Raw genomic sequence first — 19,798 nt, 5'->3', positions numbered from 1 at the left:
TAGATTACACTAGAATGAAGTACATATTTTTGGAAAAGACCTAAGGGGATGATATGAAATGTGGAACCCCTATGAAAATAGCAGACAGCATCCGCACGATTTTATAATAAAATATCGATTTTACACACCGGAAGAAGGAGGCAGGAAACAGCTGCCTATTCAGGGTTATCGCTGTGATTTTGCCTATGAGGGTGACGACATCGGGAATACGGGAATTTATGCCATACATCCTGAGTTTGAAGATGGAGATGGTCAACTGATTATGGATGTTGGTCGTCCTGTTCAGCGGGAAGGGCAAGCGAGAATGTGGATTTTGTTTGGAGAAATGAGGAAAAAGGTACACCGACATCGGATACAGGTAGGAACAAGGGGATATTTCATGGAAGGTCCGCGCCGTGTTGGTGAAGTTGAAGTTACAAGCCTGGTAGGCCTCTTGACCAATCCGGTCAACTAGGTAGTTGCTGAGGAGTCGATAAGAGATGGATATCGCTTATATCATAGATTTATTACGTAAACACGATGTGACCCTAGCTCCAGGCTTATCCATGCAGGAGATTACCGACGTCGAAAGCAGGTATGATATTCACTTCCCGCCCGATTTGCGGGAGCTTCTGATGAGTGTTCTTCCCATCGGTAAAAGCTTTATCCCTTGGAGAGATACGTCACCACAGCGGATGGGTGTAATTCGGCAAAGGTTGAATTGGCCGTTAGAAGGTATGATTTTTGATGTAGAGCAGCATGTATTCTGGCCTCCCGAATGGGGCGAAAAACCGACAGATTCGGCGGAAGCTGTTGATATATGTAAACGTGAGTTTTTACGTGTGCCCAAGCTAATCCCAATCAACGGACATCGATATATCCCAGAGCAGCCATCTGAAGAAGGAAATCCGGTATTTTCCGTATATCAAACGGATATTATCGTGTATGGGGAATGTTTGCAGGAGTATTTCAAGCTGGAATTTGGGGAGAAGCCTTATGAACAAATTGATTTTAATGCCGTAAAAAAAGTGCGTTTTTGGAGCAACTTGTGTGAGTGAGTGTCAGGAAGATGAATAAGTCGAAACGAAGGAAGGGGAGCATGATGTGAAGGTGGAGCAGGATTTGGAAGAAATCAAAGAAAGGTTGACCCAGATCGAGACCAAACTAGAACAAAAGTCGACCTCCAAGAGAATCTTGAAGTACATGATCATTATTTTCTTGTCTATTTTTTTTCTTTTATTTCTAATAGGAATTATTCAGTTTGTTTCAGCCTAATCGATACAAGGGGATGAAGGAAGGGAGCTATTTATGTCCATAGAAGCGATTGTTTTTGATCTGGATAATACTCTTATTCATCGTAAACAGGCGTTTGCATCATATACAGAGCGTTTTATAGAACGATTTATAGTGGCAGAAGAACCGGCGATCCGCGCGGCTGTCGTTGAACAGATACGATTGGCGGATCGGGACGGATACCGGGATAAGAAGGAACTGTATACCGAGCTGCATACAGACTTGGAACTGAAAAATCCCGATACGTCAGTACAAGAGATGCTGGGCTTTTGGTATAGTGAATTTCATAAGTTTACGGTGTTGATGGACGGGGCCAAGGAAGTATTGTCCGAACTGCGGTCGCGTGGCTTGAAGCTCGGTATTATTACCAACGGCTCACTCCGCACGCAGCAAGCGAAAATCGACCGAGTTATGCTGAGGGATTATGTGGATTCTATTATCGTGTCGGGTGGCGTCAACATCCAGAAGCCTCATCCTCGAATTTTCGAGTTGGCTCTGAATGAGCTGGACATTGTCGATCCCGACCATGCCTGTTATGTAGGCGATCACCCGACAAATGATATTCGTGGTGCACAAAGTGCAGGATTGCATACCATCTGGCTGGAAGGCTTTATGACGTGGCAGGAAACGGGCATTGTACCGGACTATCAGATTGGGAGTTTGCGTGAAATCACAGGTTGGCTGGATCGTCGCAGTTATTCAACGAATAAGGAGGAGGGTGCATCATGAGTATGGAGCAGCAACCGAATCCGATTCTCTTATCGTTCCCGGACCAATTCCAGACGGAGAGATTGACCATACGCGCTCCGCAGTGGGGGGATGGAGCGGCAGTCAATGAGGCGATGCGAGAAAGTGCGAATGAACTGCGGCCTTGGCTTCCGTTTGCAAGAAATCTTCCGACGGTAGAGGAATCTGAAATCCGTTCGCGTCAAGCCAGACTTAAATTTCTGGATCGCTCTGATATGATGTTGTATATATTTGATACGGCTTCGGGAGAATTTGTAGCCAGCAGCGGTCTGCATCGGATTGATTGGGATACACGAAGATTTGAAATTGGGTATTGGCTCAGAACATCCTGGACTGGAAAAGGCATCATAACAGAGGCCGTGCACGGTATTACGGATTTTGCCATACAGCATTTGCATGCCAATCGGGTGGAGATTCGTTGTGATTCCAGAAACACGCGCAGCGCCAAGGTAGCGGAACGTGCAGGTTTTACACTGGAGGGGATTTTAAGAAACGTCGAGTATGATGAAAAGGGGAGCATGGCACACGAAATGGTTTTTGCCAAGGTGCGTGGTATTGAATTTTAGTATCCTCACATGAATAGTTTGGAAGTTGCTGATATGTTTGTACGATATTACGGAGGCTCATTATGATTAATTATATTATGAAAAATACAGACAAGTTGGTGTGCATACAATATGACATCAGCAAAAGGTTCTGCAATCTTGCAAACGCTATCCAAGAGAGGGTGCTTAAAAATTTCCCGCAGCTTGGCGAAGATGTCCCAGCATTAGGACAGGTGATTTAGCATGAGGAGCGTTCGTAAGAGCGTCAGCAGGAAGGCCAATCGGGAAATAAAGGCGAAATTCCGCTGGAAGGCCCGTGCTGCGTACCTTGTTGCTGTGCTGGTCACGATCTTGTTGGGTTTGGGAAGCCGAGTTTTCTCCTCCCAGTTGCCTGAATTCGTTGCTAATCACTTTGGGGATGCCTTGTGGGCGTGCATGATTTATTTTGGGCTGAGAATGTTGGGGGTGAATCGTCAATTGTCCGTAGCCCTGTGGGGCAGCTTGCTGTTTTGCTTCGCCATTGAGTTCAGCCAGATGTACCAGGCTCCCTGGATTAACCACATTCGGGCAACGACACTGGGCGGCTTGGTGCTTGGGAAAGGGTTCCTGACCGCGGATCTGATCAGGTACACGGTTGGCATTGTGGTATCCTGGGCGCTGGACCAAGGCTGTCAAAAGCTAGCGGGGATCAATACACGTATAGACGATGACAAACCACTCAAATAATCTGAAAAGCGAGGGTTGCGCTTGAAACAAAAGGGAAAGCGTCACAGGTTGTTCGGTAAGATGATTGGATTATGCGCAGGGTTCAGCTTGTTGTTTGCAACCATACTTATCCCAGGGCAGGCATTAGCCGAAAAACAGCTTGTGGCACCTCTTCGTTTTGATTTTGGCCCCGGCAAGGTAGCTGACGGCTACACCCAAGTCACTGCCAATGATGTTTACACGCCTGAGCGAGGCTATGGATTTACCGATCTTTCCAAAGTGAATGAAGAAGATCGTGGTGGAAGTGATGCTATACGCTCAGATTTTGTTCGTGTTCAAGGATCATCCTTTGTTGTCAATTTACCACCGACGGATTACACGCTTTCCCTGATTGCCGGAGATACTGCCGGAAACACAGACATTACGGTTAAAGCCGAGTCCATCGTCAAGGTAGAACCTACTGCTAAAACAGCAGGACAATTTGTCGAGGCTGGATTTGAACTTGCACTCATCGACGGTCAGCTCGAATTGTATTTCTCAGGTAATGAAGCGAAGATTAACGCTTTGGTTATTACCCCAAAGGATGCTCGAACGGCTGGAGAACATCCTTCGGTATACCTTGCGGGAGATTCTACGGTTCAAACCTATAAATCCGCGATGAAGCCTCAGGCGGGCTGGGGGCAAATGATTGCTCCGTTCTTCACAGATGAGCCTATTTTTGTGAACCGTTCTATTGGTGGAAGAAGCACGAAAACCTTTCTGGTACAAGGGCGGTTAGATGATATTTTACGCAATATCCGTCCAGGAGATTATCTGCTCATTCAGTTTGGGCATAATGATGCCGCGATCAACAACCAAGAGCGTTATGTTTCACCCGCAGATTACAAAGTTTACTTAAAAACCTACATTCAAGGAGCCATCCAACGCGGTGCAACACCTGTGCTAATTACTCCTGTTGGCCGCCGGGATTATGATGCGGCAAGTGCCTCGTTTCGGATTAGTTTCCCGGAATATGTGCAGGCCATGAAGGAAACAGCATCGGAGACAAATGTTGCACTGGTCGATCTTAGCCGCTTGAGCGTAGCGTACTATGATACACTTGGACTGGAAGGAACACTCCCGTTATTTTTGCATGTGGAGCCAGGGGTGTATCCTGCATTTCCTGATGGAGTGAAGGATGATACTCATTTTCAGGAATATGGTGCGGAGCAAATAGCTCGGCTGGTAGCTCAGGGAATACGTGAGCTGAATATTCCTTTATCCTCTTATGTACAGGTGGAAGATTCGCAATAGAACATTATTTCCATAGCCATGGTATACTTAGAAAATAAGCTGGCCCTACCCAAAGATAACATTGTTTAGGCTTGGGTAGGGCTTTAATGTTCTGGATCTTAAGGAGGAAGCGAGAATGACAGTCGCTCAACTTCATAAACTTATTAACGGTCAACTCCTGTACAATCAGCATCGGAGTTTATTTTATATGCGTGAGGGTTCTGTTCTGTTAGGACCTTCAACGGAAATGACGTACTGGCTGACGCAGAGAAGCTCAGAACTGATGCTCATGCTTCAAGGCTTGAAGCGCCAGCATATGTATAACGCTTTTGTGACGGATGTAGCGGCTAAAATACTGTCCCAGTTTGTAAATACCAATCAATATCTACATTTTCACACAGCTCATGTGAGGGAGCTTACGGAGCTGTATGATCGACTTTTCACCCGTATTGAGAAACTGTTCCAGAAGAAATTTATAGATAGAGCAACCTTGGACTTACTGCTTCAGCAGCATTACGGGCATTTGAGAGATTTTTTAACTCGTACCAACGGACGTGAAATGTTTGCTAAGTATGCAGAGTGTGAGTATACCTTTTGGATACCTTGTGAGGAATATACGCCGGAGTTGCAAGCCAATCTGCTAGGATTGGACATTGCTCGTTTGCAAGAGCCTGTTCTAGATGTTGGTTGCGGATCTGAGGCACGGTTGGTTACTTATTTACGTGCCTGTGGAATTGAGGCTTACGGAACAGATCGGTTGGCTGAAACAGAAGGTTGGGTCACTCAAGGAGATTGGTTAGAGACCACCTTTGGGGAACGCACATGGGGAACGATCGTTTCACATATGGCATTCTCCAATCATTTTATACATCATCATCTGAAGGCAGATGGTAATATTCATGAGTACGCTCGCAAATATATGGAATTGCTTAGAGCCATTCGGCCCGGAGGGAGTTTTATTTACAGTCCGTGCCTTCCATTTATGGAAGGGCTTTTGGATGCCCGAATGGGTTATCAGGTAGAGTATATCCAGTCATCTGAAGGTTACAGGGCCACGAAAATAACGCGTATACATTCATAAGCGCTAGTAGTAGTCCATTCATTTGTCAGATTCCTTCTTGGAATGGTATTATAAGGATAGATATTACTCTATTTGGGATTCAGTTGATGATAGAAATTCTCATGACGCTAATTTGACACCATAGAGGATGATCATTAGCAGCATGGCTGCACTGAATAATAATGATTAGCCTACGGATAACTGAATTTTAGGGAAGATTAAACCATATTTTCCTAAAAGCCGATATATGGGAATGAGGCGAGAACATACTGTTATTAAACCCGCCCGAAAATGGATGTATATAATTGGGTTAGGAGAGTAGAAGAAGTGTCAGATCTGTATACGAAAAAAGAAGTAGAAGATTATGTAACCAACGTGGTTTTCGAACGACCTTTAGGTGTAAGCATTTCAGCCATTTTATTGATCTTTAATGGAGCACTTCTGTTGGTGACCCAGCTATTGACGCTTAATGCATTAAATGAGGCTGCTACGTTAGTAGGCATTTGTAGGGGCATGTTTCAAGGATTTATCGCGTTACTTGGTTTGGCAGGGACGACTGCCGGTATCGGCATGTTATTTGGTAAGAAGTGGGCTTGGTGGCTGGCAGTATTTTATTTTACATATGAGACCATGCGTTATACGTGTGCAATTCTGTTTATTCCAGATGTCCCTCCAACGTTGGGCGGTGTACAGTTAAACCCTGCTTTATACTACGTAAAATATGGTATGCGTATTATTTGGAATTTGTTGTTTACGTTGTTCATGTGTCGTAGTAAAGTGACGGGTTTTTTTCAAGCAAGTGGAATCAGCAAGTGGAGAGCATGTATTGCATTATTCTTCATCAATGGAGTGATAGTTGGGATTGGCTGGTGGCTGATAAGATAAGGTTCTTCGATGTGAAGGAGGAGATAGATCATGGCAATGGAAACGTTTCCGATTTTAGAAACTGATCGGCTTCGTTTAAGACAGCTTACAGTAGGGGATGCGGAGGATGTATTCGGTTATTTCTCCAAGGATGAGGTCACACAATATTATGACTTGGAAAGCTTTACAGAGGTAGAGCAAGCCGAAAAATTTGTTCGTTCGATGCTAACCAGATATGAGAAGCAAGAGGGCTTTCGTTGGGGGATTACATTAAAAAAAGCTCCTGAGCGGATCGTGGGTACAATTGGATTTCATAACTGGCAGAAGGAGCACTCCCGTATTGAAATCGGCTATGAGCTGGCACCGGAATATTGGCGGCAGGGTTTGATGACAGAGGCGATGACGGTGGTAGTGGATTATGGCTTTCATTTGCCGCAGGTTCACCGTATAGAAGCCTTCATTGATCCAGATAACGAAGGCTCCAAACGGCTGCTACTCAAAAGTGGCTTTACTAAAGAGGGTCACCTGAGAGACTATTTTTATGAAAAAGGTCAATTTGTCGACGCTATTATTTTTGGATACCTTCGGGAAGAGCATCCCGTGGATTGGTAATTTACAAATACCCTTTGTCCCCGTAAGGCTGGAGTCGATCAAGCCAGGTCTGCTCCAGCTTTGCTAGTGCATCCTTGACATCAAAGAACGCGGATTCCTTTTTCTTCAAAACGTCCAGCACTTCAAATTCAAACGAATCTTCGCCATACTCATTCCATTCCTGTTGCAGTTGTTTATTCTTAAATCCACCCATATTTAGCTCAAAACGCCGTCCATTCAGCGACTTTAAATTCGGCGTGGAAGAGACGAAAATTTTCCCATTACGTGTATTGCGAATGCAATAGATTCCTGCCTCTGTCTTCATCTCCATGTATTGCTGCACCAGTTCTTTTCTTCGATTCATTGTCGAATCCTCCTATTTGAGCATTTTGCATAAATCCCAAGAGCCTTTTCAAATCAGCAATGTATAGATCGAAACGCTTTAGTTCGTCTATATATTGTACCTACGAGCGTTGGGAATCGAATTATGCAAAATGCTGATTTCATAAGCGCCTAGCTTCAAGATTCCTTCAACCAATATTCACTGCCATCCGGTTTGCGATCCAACAGACTGTATTCAATCATATATCTTCGCACCGTGACATAATCGTCATACACTTCCTGTAAAATCGCATTGATATCCTTCTCATGATATATTTGTCCCTTCACAAAACGGCTCGCAATTTCACGCAGCACAATCAGCTTGTGCTTTTCTTGCATTTTAAAGGTCTTAAGGCGTCCGTCTGTACCATTCGGAAAATACTTCGTGAGTACCTTTTGTCTTTCGTCTTCCGTAATGTTATAGCGTTCGTCCACCATCCGTGCTCCTATGGGTACTTCTACAATGGCGGGAGCGTGACGATCTTTCTCCTTTAGTAGCTCCATTAATGTGAGAAATACTTTGGCCTGTCGTTCTTTTTCTTTGAGACCAAAGCGATGATTGCGTATGGTGGATGCGCTACCGATTCCGGTTTCCTTTTGAATGTCCGCATCGCCCATGCCTTGATAAAATAACTGAAGCAACCGATTCTGATGATCCGTCAGTCCAGTCAGCTTTTTGTCCAGACCGATCAAATAGTCAAAGACCGAACCGTACGTCCGCTCAATATGAAGTCGCATGTACCTCTCCGCGTCATAAAATACCCCTTGATCCTGATATATGATGCCTTGCTCAAATCGCTGTCCGTCCAGCAAGCAAATGACCTGCTCTCCTTGGCGAATATATCCACGCTTCAGTTCTTCGATACCAGCATTCCAGAATAGTTCGGAATGATCCATTTTAGCAAACACCTCGATTAAATGATGATTATTTTATAGACAATATAACATTTTGTTTATTTTAAATCAATGAGTGGATATCTCTTTAGGGTTTCGACAATGTTCGCTATATACAAAAGAGACATCAGATTGTTATCATATGTAAATTATTGAATTACATTTAAGTCTGGATAGTTGCTATATATTGTAATAAGGTGGGCTGGTAAACTATGAACAAAATGCGTTTAGAAGAAGTCATAGAAAGTGGAGATTTAAAGGAAGCGGTAAAGATTATAGAGGATGTGGGTGAAAAGCTTGCTGGAATCTTTAGAGCTTTTTACATGATTCTTTTATTAGAGAGGTTTGGTTGGAGTGGTGAAAAAAACTGTTTTATTCGTGATCATTATTGACATTGCATATACAGTTGTATCCATTACAACAGGAAGTCCGATAGAAAGAGTCCAATTTCGGAGTAACGTCACTGACTACCTACATAAAATGTACACTATGAACTGGAAAATTGATTCAGTAGATTATGACCTTAAGAATGATAAATTTATAGCTAATGTGAGCTCTGGATTAGGGATTTCTTTTTTGGTGGAAGAAGACTATTATGGGCAAATGATGGATGACTATACCTCTTCTGTGTGGAGGGATGAGATAAAAACTGCCGTGACCAAAAAAGCAAAGGAAGTTACAGGATCGGATGCAGAAGTGATAGTAGATATATATAGTCTTGAAAGTCCTACTATAATATACAGCGATGAAATTCCAAGCTATTCTACTGTTAGCCGAGCCTTGTCATCAAATGCTACAATTCTTATTAAAGGTAACTTTTCAGCCACTCATTATCTTCAAGAGATGTTGGAAATAAAGCAGTGGATTGTTGAAAAGAAGTATGATGCTTCGTTAACATTTAAGTCCGAGAAGGAAAAAATTTATTTTGCAATACCTGCAGAAGATCTAAAAAAGATAAAAAGTGTAGAGGATCTCAATCCTTATAGGCTTCAAATTGATTAATTATTGGCTCTATTCCGAAATGCTAAATGCTACATTCCTTAAAACTATTGTGAGGAGATATGATATGAAATATAGATTTGCTGTCATTGACGATGAAAGTGGGCTCACGGTTGGTTATTGTAGAGATGTGGTTGGCTTAACGGGTGATATCATTGTCGAAACGTATGAAAAGGTTATTTTTGAACAATTTGTCTTTAATGAGGATTTCATAGGAAACATAATAAAGACAAAACAATCTGTACACAACTTGTACATTGCTATTTTAAATGATGAAGAAAAAGTGATTGGAAGCTATCATTATCACCTACCTGAATCCTACATAATCCATAAACTAAACTACAATAAAGGAAACTTCAATCTGGAGTTAACAGGTATACTTGAAACGAAGCCCTCCCCTGTGGAATTAAGATTATGGGAGTTTTTAAAGGGTGCTCAGTCGCTTGAAAATAATATATGGCAAGGCTTTTCTAAAGAAGAACGGTCCGGGTGGCTAAACGTGACTAGAATACATTCTGCATCTAATCATTTTGCTAGACTGGATAAACGAGGAGAAGTCTACACCTTGGACGGCGAATACATATCTGATTTTACAACAGTTTTCATAGCACTTGGTGAAGCGATTAATGGACCCGGAGGGTACTATGGATTTAGCTTGGACAGTATATCGGACTGTCTCTGTGGAGGTTTTGGAACAGTAGGACCGTTCACGATCCATTGGAAAAACGCACATTATTTCTTGGAAAGATTCGAGGAAGAATGGGATCAAGAAGAGAGATGTTATGGATTTTCACCACAGCAATATTTTACGGATCTTTTAACGATCTTAGTATCAGGTGGTGTTACCGTGAATTTTTTTTCGAATAAGATAGCAAAGTAAGAAGGGGATTTTGAAATGGATATAAATTAATGCAACCACCGTTTGAAATGAAAGAATACTCTGAAATGAGTAAAAACGAAGGGAAAGAACATTTAGAAGCAGATGAACTTGTGGCAAATTCCTTAAAAGAAATTTTAATACGGGAAATGGAACGAGAAATCTAACAAGAGATATTAATTACCTAAGGGGGAAAAAGGAGCAAGAGTGTTTTTTAGAATGAATAATGGCCAGAAGTCATTAACAGAAGAAACTATTGAACAAGCTATTGAAAATTACGCTCAGGAGGATGCTTTCTGGCTAAAGTTGTTTTTTGTAGCTGGCGTTGATAAAACAGTCATAGATTTAGACAGAATTGATTTGTGCCTTAAAGAAATGAAAAGAATAAATCAGGAACTCTTGAACGATTAAAAATTAATTGTATAGTTATTTTGACCATATGGAGTATAAATCTCTATGAGGTTTCTTTTTAGCTCCTCATTCTGAAAATATATAATTAGGAGACAACATGCTCTAAGATGATCATTTGCTCGTTAAATTGAGAGTAGGAGGATTTTTTCCTGTTCCACGGATGCATGTTCCAATTATCTTGTAAGGAGAATATTTTGTGAAAATATCAAATATTATCAGAAAAACCATAGGGAACAAATTAGCTGCTTTGAACTTTACTTATGAGCATTTAAACAATACTTGGTTTTTTACAAGAGTAGTCAATGGATTTAAGGAAACAATCCAAATCGATAAAAGTTATTGGACAGAGAATGCAATACGCATTACTTTTATGACTGAGTCCGAATCAGTGTATAGCTTTTATTTCATTGATGGATCAAAGATAGATAAATTCCATTACTATGAGGATGAAGAGTCATTACGAGATATATTTATCACCCTAGGAAAGATTATTGATGAGCATGCTCTAAAATGGTTTGAAGAGAATGTGCCTAAAGATACGCTTCCTCCTGCAAATTTTTTGGATAAAGGATGGTTTGAGAAGCTACAGAAATTTGTCGAGGTAAATAATCTGAACTTTAAAGATGAAAAGTCGCTAAAAACCATCGAAGCTTTGCTAAGTTCAGAACCGACGGAGGAAAACGTTCTGTTATCAAGCTATTTCTTAGGAGAATTTTTTATCCATACGTTAGATGGTGAGTGGTACTACGATCAAAATTATGGCCCTTCTATTAAAAATATAGGTGGAATTAGTAGTTTTAATAGAAGACCTTATAAAATCTCTAACAGTTTTGCTTCTAATCCTCAAAATAACTCAATTATTAATCACTATCAGGCCATTACTGGAACTGTAAAGAATCTTCAAGGTAATAGGAAATAATCAAATTAAATTGAGAGCAAAAACATGTTCCGATTTTTTATTCGGTCCAAGATGTTTCTTTAATAGTGAGTTTGCACTCCAATCACATGGATTGATTCTATGTGGTTTTTCTTTTCTATGGGTTTAAGAGGAGTTGAAACTGTATGGATTGTACAAGTTTATACAGGAAAAAAGGGTGAAATGAGAAAATATAAATGACCCAATGCTTTATTCGACATTTATAATATGTGGGAGAAATATATTTAAAGTGGCCTGATAGAAAGGGATTACATTGTTCAAATTTAATTGAGTGGAAGATCGGTAAAAAAGTATTTTGAATATTACACAAAGAACAGAGAGCCGTAAGAATGTTAACGGCTCTCTCTGGCAAGTATTCGATCAGTTCACTAGGGAGTACGCCGGTTCTAAACCTAATTGAAACAGTTTCCCATAACAAGAGAAGTCCATTTTACTAATTTGTATCATCCTCTACATACTCGATAACATCTTGAACATGGCAGTCTAGAGCTTTACAAATTTTATCTAGCGTATCAAATTTCACACCGTCTGTTTCTTCGTTGTAAAGTTTGGTGATTCCGTTTCTATGTAATCCAGTCATGCGAGAAAGCTCGGCAATATTTATTCGTTTTTCGCCCATAATACGGGAAAGATGAATCTTTATCATATTTTCCTCCAGATAAATGCACTCTATAGTGTTAAAAAAACCCATCAAAGTATTGACAATAAACACTATTCAATGTATTCTAGAAACAACAAAAATAACACTGTAATGTGCATTTGGTTTATTGAGATGTTATTTGTGAACGTCATAGTAATATGCTTATCGTATCAAAACGTTTTACAATTAGCAATTAATTATCGTTCAACAGCCTAGTTTGAAAAACTACCTGTAAAAGAGAGCATATTGGCAAATAAGAAACTTTGAACAAAGGAATGGAGCGAGGATGTATGACAGAATCGGTAATGGAATTGGAACGGGTATCCATGGTTCAGGGGCCGTATGATTACCCTCATATGTATGAGATATGCGAAGGGGTTCTTTATGACCGTCAATATTTCTTTTACCTCGAAAATGGCTTACTGTGTCTGCGCCATGTGAAGAAGGTGGAGCAGTCATATCATACGCATCTTTACCTGGATGGAGAAAGCGGAGGTTTGCAACTGGCAGAGGGTGTACAAGGGGAAGTTATGCAAGTTGTCACGGAGATCATCGAACGCTTACGCGGCAAGGATGGACTGACATTTTTATTCGATGAACTGCTGTGGCTACATGGTAGGGGACCTATTGAATTAAACCTTTTCAATAAGAAGGATGAAGTGACCTTAGGTGGCAGACAATTTGCTACGAAATAAATGATTCTTATGCTTTATATCATGGAACTTGTCGAAATAAAGCTTATGATTTCACCGAATATATCAGTTGTTGACTGATGAAAATGAGCGGATTCCGAATCCATATGGTCAATTCCAGCATCACAGCATCGGCAGAAGGATTAAAGCCCCAATCACCTCCGAATAAAATGTTTTGCTGCTGCTCTAATATAGGAGACTGAGGTTCTTCCAAGCCATATTGTTCTTTGATTCTCTCTTTCGTTTCATGATCTATGACAAGGTTATCCTGTGCAAAGGTATAGCAGATAGGAACGCTTAACTGTATTAAAAGAAGTAATGCAATGGGGATAAGTAATTTTTTGCTTTGCATGGTTAGCTCCTATGATCTCTGTTTTTGACCTCTTAACGTGAAAATAATCCCTTTACAGGATTTTATGACCAGAATATAATAGTAAATAACAGCATCGATCTACATACACTGGGTTATCGGGGTATAGCGCAGCTAGGTAGCGCGCACCCTTGGGGTGGGTGAGGTCGTGGGTTCGAATCCCGCTACTCCGATTTCAATCAAAATGTCCTGCTGATGCAGCTAATGCGTCTGCCGGGCGTTTTTTTTTGAATATTACATACCCTATTAGTCTTTGTCTCTACTGGGTTTTGACGAGCTAGTCGTATGCAACGAATGTATGAAGCCACCTCTGAACTGGATTCGGAGGCAGAAGTGGCAACTCAACAATCGCAATCGCTGGCGGAATGGTCTGCTGTATGACTTTTTTAATTTGCCTATAAAGATTCCTGAAGGGTCTTGGAAGAAGTACTGTAATCAGCATAACGGGGAAGCACAATAGTGTAGTATATTCCTACAATAACGGTACAGACCCCAACTAATAAAAACAGAATTTCAATTGAAATAAATGAAGGAAAGCTAACAGCAATGAAACCTAATGTAAGAGACTGGGACAGCATCATTAACGGATTAATCAAACCTTGCACACGTCCCATCATTTGAGGATCTACAATACGAGGAAGCCATCCTCCTATGCCGATGTTAATGAACGGAAGTATCAGTGCGATGACAAAGTTGATAATCAGGAAAGCGTAGATGTGGTTAACAAATCCAAGTGTGCACATACCCATTCCGGCTACCAGAACTCCCGCTGCAATCATTTGGTGTAGTTTTAGCTTGGCAGAGATGAGAGAAGCGATTAGGGTACCAAGCAACACACCAGCCCCAAAAATAATACCCGTCCATACCATATACTGCTCGTAATTGCCTGGAGCTAGCTTGTATTTAAGAATAAACATCGGTAAAACGCTAAAACCACCATTTAAAATACCGAACATAAAAAAGCCTGAAACCAACCAAAGCAATAGTCTGTTGCGTAATATGTAAAGAAACCCTTGTTTAAAATCGATCATGACAAGTTTGAATTTTAATTGTTTGAATTGATGTGCCCCGTTCGGAAGGCGTACTTCCTTTGGAATTTTGCAGGAACGAATAAGCAGTGCAGACACAATAAAAGAAACAGCATCAATTAGGATGGCTCCAGTAATTCCAAAGTGCCAGTAAACGACGGCCCCGAGAGTTCCTCCGAATAGCATGAAAAGACTCCCCATCATTTGATTGAGGCCTGCGGCAATAGTGTAATCATCTTCGCTTAATATTCCCTGTATAATGGCACTTTCGGCCGGGAAGAAAAATTTGGAGGCAGCACTACGGATGAACAGGAGGGCAAATATCAAAGGAATCGAATCGACCCAAATAAAAATAAGCAAACATAAGGATAAAAAAGCGCTGATCCAGTCACAATTAACAGCAATTTTTTGTCTGTCCATCCGATCTGCCAGCACTCCAACTACGAGAAATACTACCAGCATAGGAAGCGAATACATTAACTCGGCAAGCGTTGCATAATAAGGCTGATTTGTAAACCGTTTCAACAAATAAAACATGAATGCAGTAACCCCGATAATTCCTCCCATTTGTGAGGCGAAGGTTGCCAGAAAAAACCTGACATAATTCTTGTTTCTGAGTACTTGTTTTAGTCCAGTCACAGTTCCATCCCTTTCGCTTTCAAAGCGGTTTTTAGATGCCTAATTAAAATAATAGTGAAAAGTAGGAATATTGTACAGAAAAGTGACTTTAATGTCACTTTACGTTTGAATTTGCATCGTATCGGACCTTCTGCCTTTTAAATTCTGCTGTTGACGGTAATCATAGTGGGGTGGACTCGGAAGTTGCATTCAAACTCGTTTGGCGTTATGAGGTGCAACATAGACTAAATAACCAGCTGTCAGTTGATATTCGACGGCTGGTTATTTAAGTTGCCAGGTGTTTGATTACAGATTAGCCCGATTCATCTCATTTACGCATGGATATGTTGAGAAAAAGGAAATGCTCATAGCTAGAAAACTTTATACAATGGAAGAGGAATAAGAATTGTGAAATTCGACTTTTGATGAAGAATTTCATATAATGTGAGCATATTGTGAACAACTTAAATTGAAGATTAATAAAAAAATGAAAATGATTTCCGTCCAGCTATGAATTTCAAAATTTGACGGAGGGAACGAGATGACAATGGAAGAGAGCAGCAGACAGGTACCTTGGCAGGCGTATTACGGACCTAATCTAGGTTATGTGCAGGACCAGTATGAAAAGTATGTAGCGGACCCCGGAACGGTTGACCCGGCTTACCGCGAGCTATTTGATCAATGGGGTGAGCCGCCACAATCCGAATACTCGGCTGCTTCCATGATAGACAACAAATTGCAAGGCCCCCCCACAAGTGCTTTGGGGCATCTTGATTCGAATACATTACAGAAAGCGGTTACAGCGGGTAAAATGGTATGGAATATCCGTGAATACGGACATTTAGCCGCCCAAATCGATCCGCTGGAACTGGATGCAGAGCAGGATACACGCTTGCTTAATCCAGCATCTTACGGTTTAACTGAACAAGACTTGAAGGCTTTTCCAGCCTCTTTAATATGGGATAACGCTCCTGCGGGAACACTTAACGGATGGGAAGCCATTCAACGGTTACGTGTAGCATACACAGGTCCGATTGCCTATGAATTTAGCCATATTCATAACGAGGAGGAACGCAGCTGGCTGAACAGCTATGCAGAATCTGGTTGGTCCTCCAAGCCCCTCACCACACAGGAACGCAAGTCGTTGCTGGGCAGATTGGTAGAAGTAGAACAGTTTGAAGAGTTTTTGCATAAAACATTCGTCGGACAGAAACGTTTTTCCATCGAGGGTAATGATGTGCTTGTCCCTGTTCTCGATGAGATCATTCGTCTAACCACAAATGCAGGAGCAAGTCATGTCCTGATGGGTATGGCGCATCGCGGCCGTTTGAATGTACTGGCACATGTGCTGGGCAAGCCTTACAGTAAAATTTTCTCTGAATTTCATCATTCGCCGAATAAGGATTTGATCCCGTCGGAAGGTTCCACAGGAATTAACTATGGCTGGACTGGCGATGTGAAATATCATCTGGGTGCTGATCGTTTTGTAAAAGATGGGGGAGCGGTGCAGGCCCGTCTGACATTGGCGAATAACCCAAGTCACCTGGAATATGTGAATCCGGTGGTACAAGGATTTTCACGAGCTGCACAGGAAGACCGCAGTGAGGCTGGTTATCCGAAGCTGGATGTGAGCAAGGCAGCTACCATTATTATGCACGGTGATGCTGCTTTCCCAGGTGAAGGTATCGTGGCAGAATCACTTAATTTCACGAATTTGCGCGGCTTCCGAAATGGCGGTTCAGTTCATATTATTGTGAATAATCGTCTGGGCTTTACGACAGAGAGTGTTGATTCCCGTTCGACCCGTTATGCCAGTGATCTCGCTAAAGGTTATGAAATTCCAATTGTGCATGTGAACGCGGATAATCCCGAAGCTTGTATTGCAGCTGCTCGTATGGCTGGCGAATATCGCAATCGTTTCAAGAAGGATTTTCTGATTGATCTGATTGGTTACCGTCGTTATGGTCACAATGAATCCGATGACCCGGAAACAACACAACCGCTGGTATATCGTAAGGTGAAGAATCATCCGACGGTGAGCAAATTGTATACTCAAAAGCTGATGAAGCAGGGGATTGTGGACGAAGCGTTTAGTGCCGGCCTCATTGAAAAGGTGCAAAACAGACTGAAGGAAGCGCATGAGCAGGTGAAGAATCAACCGGAACAAGAGCCGGAGATTACTCCTGTGAAGGCGAAAAAGAATCAGAGTTCTGTGGTACGTACTGCAGTGGAATTGAAAAAACTGCGCCAAATCAATGAAAACTTACTCAAATGGCCACAGTCTTTTCACGTATATCCGAAGCTGGATCGAATTTTACAGCGTAGAAAAACCGCTCTGAACGAGGGTGAAAAGGTAGATTGGAGCTTGGCGGAGACGCTGGCTTTGGCTACCATTCTCGCAGACGGCAAGCCTATTCGTATGACAGGCCAAGATGCGGAGCGAGCTACATTTGCTCATCGTAACCTCGTGCTGCATGAGCCTGAAACAGGCCGTACACATTGCCCGTTGCATACATTGCCGGAAGCGCGTGCTTCGTTCAGTATTCATAACAGTCCATTGTCTGAGGCATCTGTCCTTGGCTTTGAATATGGCTATAACGTGTATTCTCCTGAAACGTTAGTGATTTGGGAAGCACAATTCGGCGATTTTGCCAACTGTGCACAGGTTATTTTTGACCAATTTATTTCCGCAGGCCGTGCCAAATGGAGACAGAAATCGAGTCTGGTGATGCTGTTACCGCATGGTAGTGAAGGACAAGGACCAGAGCATACGAGCGCACGTCTGGAGCGTTTTCTCCAGTTGTCCGCACAAAATAACTGGACTGTCGCTAATTTGAGCAGTGCCTCCCAATATTTCCATCTGCTGCGCCGTCAGGCTGCATTAAGCGAAAGTGAGGAAGCCCGCCCGCTGGTGATGATGTCGCCGAAGAGCCTGATTCGTAATAATCGTGTCGCTTCGCCTGCTTCTGAATTCAGCGAAGGAGCATTCCGTCCTGTGTTGGAACAGCCTGGTCTGGGTGCACGTCCGGATCGTGTAGAACGCATTGTACTGTGCAGTGGCAAGATTGCCATTGATCTCGAAGAAGCATTGGAAAAGGATAAGAATGAGGCAGAAGAGCGTCTGCATATTATTCGTGTGGAGCAGTTATACCCTTTCCCGGAAGAGGAAATTCGGAATATTTTCGGACGCTTCCCGCATGTTAAGGAGTTCGTATGGGCTCAGGAAGAACCTAAAAATATGGGGGCTTGGAGTTACATTGAACCTCGTCTGCGGAATGTTGTGCCACAGGGAGCAGAAATTCGTTACGCAGGCAGACCAGATCGTTCAAGCCCGGCCAGCGGTTATCAGCAAGTACACAGCCTAGAACAACAGCGAATTATTCAATCGGCGTTGAAGCAGGATTCCAAAAACAATATTACACTGGGGAGGTAGCGGCTGTGAGCGATATTATAGTGCCGGCAATGGGAGAATCCATCACGGAGGGAACAATCTCCAAATGGCTTGTGAAGGAAGGGGATTCCGTAGGACAGGGAGATGTTCTGCTGGAGTTGGAAACCGATAAGGTCAATCTGGAAATTAGTGCGGAAGAAGCAGGTGTGGTGCAGAAAATCCTTCGTCAGGAGGGAGATACTGTGGTCATTGGTGAAGCTGTTGGTCTGATCGGAAGCGGCAGTGGTAGTGCGGATTCAACCGGTGCTGGAGAAGTTGCAGCGACTCAAGCGCCTGAAGCACCGTCCGTAGCGACTTCACCGTCTTCCGTAGGAGGCGGCGTTAAAGTAGAAGAAAAGTCTGCACCGCCTATTTCATCGAATAGCGACGGAAATGGCCAGACGGCATCACCATCTGCACGGAAGTTAGCGCGTGAGCGCGGGATTGATCTTGAGCAGGTACAGGGAAAGGACCCGCTCGGACGTGTATTCCAGGAGGACGTAAAAACGCATAACAGCGCTGAAGTATCACGTGCAGCATCTATATCTGCGTCTCCCGCTACTAGCAAGCCTGCGCCTCCGTCTTCAGCTCAAACGGAGTACAGCAAGCCTGTGGAACGCCAGCGCATGTCTCGTCGCAGAGCGACGATCGCTAAGCGTCTTGTTGAAGCACAGCAGACAGCTGCCATGCTGACCACTTTTAATGAAGTGGATATGACCGCCATTCTCGATGTGCGTAAACGCCGTAAAGATAAGTTTAAGGAAAAACATGATGTAGGCTTGGGTTTTATGTCCTTCTTTACAAAGGCAGTGGTTGGTGCTCTCAAGCGCTTCCCTACCGTGAATGCTGAAATTAATGGCGATGATATCGTACTGAAAAAATACTATGATATTGGGATTGCTGTATCTGCCAAGGAAGGTTTGGTTGTGCCAGTTGTACGGGATGCCGATCGTCTTGGCTTTGCTGAGATCGAGAAGAGCATTGCAGATTTGGCTGGCAAAGCACGCTCCAATTCGCTTTCTCTGGCCGACTTGCAAGGAGGAACTTTTACCATAACCAATGGAGGTATTTTCGGTTCCCTGCTGTCTACGCCAATTCTCAATACGCCGCAAGTGGGGATTTTAGGAATGCATAAAATCCAACTTCGCCCGATTGCCATCGACGAGGAACGAATGGAAAATCGTCCGATGATGTATATCGCGTTGTCCTACGATCACCGGATTATTGATGGCAGTGAGGCAGTTCGTTTCCTGGTAACGGTCAAAGAATTGCTGGAAGATCCGGAATCATTGTTACTGGAAGGATAAAATAAATGGGGTAAGTGTATCTCCTCTTTACGTGTATGACAAAAGCAGACTCTTGCGAGTCTGCTCAGATTGTCGAGAAACCCCGTCATTTTGAGACGTGGGTTTCTTTTTTACATCATAATGCTCTGGTCTCTGGAGAAGCAGGGGGGTTACCCCTG

At 42.7% G+C, this 19,798-nt stretch carries 24 protein-coding genes and 1 tRNA gene; 20 read left to right on the top strand and 5 right to left on the bottom strand.

The genetic code is table 11. The annotated features are described in order from the left end of the window. Window positions 1-58: 58 nt before the first annotated feature. The 10 genes from JOD82_RS15125 (at window position 59) to JOD82_RS15080 (ending at window position 7,077) form a co-directional block, all read left to right on the top strand. Window positions 59-454 carry a hypothetical protein gene (locus JOD82_RS15125; RefSeq protein WP_029516441.1) on the top strand — a complete coding sequence of 132 codons (396 nt, stop codon included), beginning with the start codon at window positions 59-61 and terminating at the stop codon, window positions 452-454. Between the two features lie 25 nt (window positions 455-479). Further along, window positions 480-1,037, top strand: a complete 558-nt coding sequence (locus JOD82_RS15120) for an SMI1/KNR4 family protein (protein WP_029516442.1) — start codon at window positions 480-482, stop codon at window positions 1,035-1,037. A gap of 250 nt (window positions 1,038-1,287) precedes the next feature. Continuing rightward, window positions 1,288-2,001 carry an HAD family hydrolase gene (locus JOD82_RS15115; protein ID WP_209949603.1) on the top strand — a complete coding sequence of 238 codons (714 nt, stop codon included), beginning with the start codon at window positions 1,288-1,290 and terminating at the stop codon, window positions 1,999-2,001. Beyond that, window positions 1,998-2,585 carry a GNAT family N-acetyltransferase gene (locus JOD82_RS15110; RefSeq protein ID WP_209949601.1) on the top strand — a complete coding sequence of 196 codons (588 nt, stop codon included), beginning with the start codon at window positions 1,998-2,000 and terminating at the stop codon, window positions 2,583-2,585. Before JOD82_RS15115 ends, JOD82_RS15110 begins: the two co-directional genes overlap by 4 nt. Before the next feature lie 62 nt (window positions 2,586-2,647). Beyond that, a complete protein-coding gene (locus JOD82_RS15105) occupies window positions 2,648-2,806 on the top strand; it encodes a hypothetical protein (protein WP_209949598.1) in 159 nt (52 codons plus the stop codon). Between the two features lies 1 nt (window position 2,807). Further along, window positions 2,808-3,290, top strand: coding sequence for a ribosomal maturation YjgA family protein (locus tag JOD82_RS15100; RefSeq protein ID WP_029516445.1), 483 nt, complete (start codon window positions 2,808-2,810; stop codon window positions 3,288-3,290). Window positions 3,291-3,350: 60 nt separating this feature from the next. Beyond that, complete coding sequence (locus JOD82_RS15095; protein WP_209949683.1) at window positions 3,351-4,562, top strand: rhamnogalacturonan acetylesterase; 1,212 nt, start codon at window positions 3,351-3,353, stop codon at window positions 4,560-4,562. 115 nt (window positions 4,563-4,677) lie between these two features. Next, window positions 4,678-5,622, top strand: coding sequence for a class I SAM-dependent methyltransferase (locus tag JOD82_RS15090; RefSeq protein ID WP_029516447.1), 945 nt, complete (start codon window positions 4,678-4,680; stop codon window positions 5,620-5,622). A gap of 306 nt (window positions 5,623-5,928) precedes the next feature. After that, on the top strand, window positions 5,929-6,486 hold the full coding sequence (locus JOD82_RS15085) for a hypothetical protein (RefSeq protein ID WP_209949596.1): 558 nt from the start codon (window positions 5,929-5,931) through the stop codon (window positions 6,484-6,486). A gap of 30 nt (window positions 6,487-6,516) precedes the next feature. Then, window positions 6,517-7,077 carry a GNAT family N-acetyltransferase gene (locus tag JOD82_RS15080; protein WP_209949593.1) on the top strand — a complete coding sequence of 187 codons (561 nt, stop codon included), beginning with the start codon at window positions 6,517-6,519 and terminating at the stop codon, window positions 7,075-7,077. Window position 7,078: 1 nt separating this feature from the next. On the opposite strand, the gene JOD82_RS15075 is transcribed toward JOD82_RS15080, so the two are convergent. Both JOD82_RS15075 and JOD82_RS15070 read right to left on the bottom strand, forming a co-directional pair. Further along, window positions 7,079-7,420, bottom strand: coding sequence for a GIY-YIG nuclease family protein (locus JOD82_RS15075; protein ID WP_209949591.1), 342 nt, complete (start codon window positions 7,418-7,420; stop codon window positions 7,079-7,081). Window positions 7,421-7,575: 155 nt separating this feature from the next. Further along, window positions 7,576-8,334 (bottom strand): DUF2087 domain-containing protein, encoded by a 759-nt coding sequence (locus JOD82_RS15070; RefSeq protein ID WP_029516451.1) that lies wholly within the window; start codon window positions 8,332-8,334, stop codon window positions 7,576-7,578. Window positions 8,335-8,543: 209 nt separating this feature from the next. Between JOD82_RS15070 and JOD82_RS29225 the strand changes: the two genes are divergently transcribed. The 6 genes from JOD82_RS29225 (at window position 8,544) to JOD82_RS15045 (ending at window position 11,537) form a co-directional block, all read left to right on the top strand. Then, complete coding sequence (locus JOD82_RS29225; protein WP_245249056.1) at window positions 8,544-8,723, top strand: hypothetical protein; 180 nt, start codon at window positions 8,544-8,546, stop codon at window positions 8,721-8,723. 97 nt (window positions 8,724-8,820) lie between these two features. After that, complete coding sequence (locus tag JOD82_RS15060) at window positions 8,821-9,333, top strand: hypothetical protein (protein ID WP_209949588.1); 513 nt, start codon at window positions 8,821-8,823, stop codon at window positions 9,331-9,333. A gap of 64 nt (window positions 9,334-9,397) precedes the next feature. After that, window positions 9,398-10,210: a barstar family protein gene (locus tag JOD82_RS15055; protein ID WP_029516454.1), complete on the top strand. Its 813-nt coding sequence runs from the start codon at window positions 9,398-9,400 to the stop codon at window positions 10,208-10,210. 29 nt (window positions 10,211-10,239) lie between these two features. Beyond that, the gene (locus tag JOD82_RS29510; RefSeq protein WP_280921450.1) at window positions 10,240-10,374 is read left to right on the top strand and encodes a hypothetical protein; all 135 of its coding nucleotides are present in this window, start codon (window positions 10,240-10,242) and stop codon (window positions 10,372-10,374) included. 52 nt (window positions 10,375-10,426) lie between these two features. Beyond that, window positions 10,427-10,618, top strand: a complete 192-nt coding sequence (locus JOD82_RS15050; protein ID WP_209949586.1) for a hypothetical protein — start codon at window positions 10,427-10,429, stop codon at window positions 10,616-10,618. Between the two features lie 196 nt (window positions 10,619-10,814). Further along, window positions 10,815-11,537: a hypothetical protein gene (locus JOD82_RS15045; protein ID WP_029516456.1), complete on the top strand. Its 723-nt coding sequence runs from the start codon at window positions 10,815-10,817 to the stop codon at window positions 11,535-11,537. Window positions 11,538-11,988: 451 nt separating this feature from the next. Here the strand turns inward: JOD82_RS15045 and JOD82_RS15040 are convergent, their stop codons facing one another. Continuing rightward, window positions 11,989-12,201, bottom strand: coding sequence for a helix-turn-helix domain-containing protein (locus tag JOD82_RS15040; protein ID WP_016820594.1), 213 nt, complete (start codon window positions 12,199-12,201; stop codon window positions 11,989-11,991). 284 nt (window positions 12,202-12,485) lie between these two features. Here JOD82_RS15040 and JOD82_RS15035 point away from each other — a divergent pair, with 284 nt between their 5' ends. Beyond that, window positions 12,486-12,890 (top strand): hypothetical protein, encoded by a 405-nt coding sequence (locus JOD82_RS15035; protein WP_165145020.1) that lies wholly within the window; start codon window positions 12,486-12,488, stop codon window positions 12,888-12,890. Between the two features lie 43 nt (window positions 12,891-12,933). Here JOD82_RS15035 and JOD82_RS15030 read toward each other — a convergent pair whose 3' ends face one another. Further along, entirely contained in the window at window positions 12,934-13,239 is a 306-nt protein-coding gene (locus tag JOD82_RS15030) for a hypothetical protein (RefSeq protein WP_029516458.1), read from the bottom strand. A gap of 117 nt (window positions 13,240-13,356) precedes the next feature. On the opposite strand from JOD82_RS15030, the gene JOD82_RS15025 reads away from it, so the two are divergent. Next, window positions 13,357-13,430, top strand: a tRNA-Pro gene (locus tag JOD82_RS15025). A 222-nt stretch (window positions 13,431-13,652) separates the two neighbouring features. On the opposite strand, the gene JOD82_RS15020 is transcribed toward JOD82_RS15025, so the two are convergent. Then, window positions 13,653-14,924, bottom strand: coding sequence for an MFS transporter (locus JOD82_RS15020; RefSeq protein ID WP_029516459.1), 1,272 nt, complete (start codon window positions 14,922-14,924; stop codon window positions 13,653-13,655). A 520-nt stretch (window positions 14,925-15,444) separates the two neighbouring features. Between JOD82_RS15020 and JOD82_RS15015 the strand changes: the two genes are divergently transcribed. Both JOD82_RS15015 and odhB read left to right on the top strand, forming a co-directional pair. Beyond that, window positions 15,445-18,336, top strand: coding sequence for a 2-oxoglutarate dehydrogenase E1 component (locus tag JOD82_RS15015; RefSeq protein WP_165145026.1), 2,892 nt, complete (start codon window positions 15,445-15,447; stop codon window positions 18,334-18,336). 5 nt (window positions 18,337-18,341) lie between these two features. Next, window positions 18,342-19,640 carry a 2-oxoglutarate dehydrogenase complex dihydrolipoyllysine-residue succinyltransferase gene (gene odhB / locus JOD82_RS15010; protein WP_165145028.1) on the top strand — a complete coding sequence of 433 codons (1,299 nt, stop codon included), beginning with the start codon at window positions 18,342-18,344 and terminating at the stop codon, window positions 19,638-19,640. Window positions 19,641-19,798: the final 158 nt, after the last annotated feature.

The sequence above is a fragment of the Paenibacillus sp. 1182 genome, from assembly GCF_017833915.1.
Classification (GTDB): domain Bacteria; phylum Bacillota; class Bacilli; order Paenibacillales; family Paenibacillaceae; genus Paenibacillus; species Paenibacillus polymyxa_D.
Note: the sequence above shows the minus strand (reverse complement) of the source record. Positions and strands in the feature narration are given on the sequence as shown.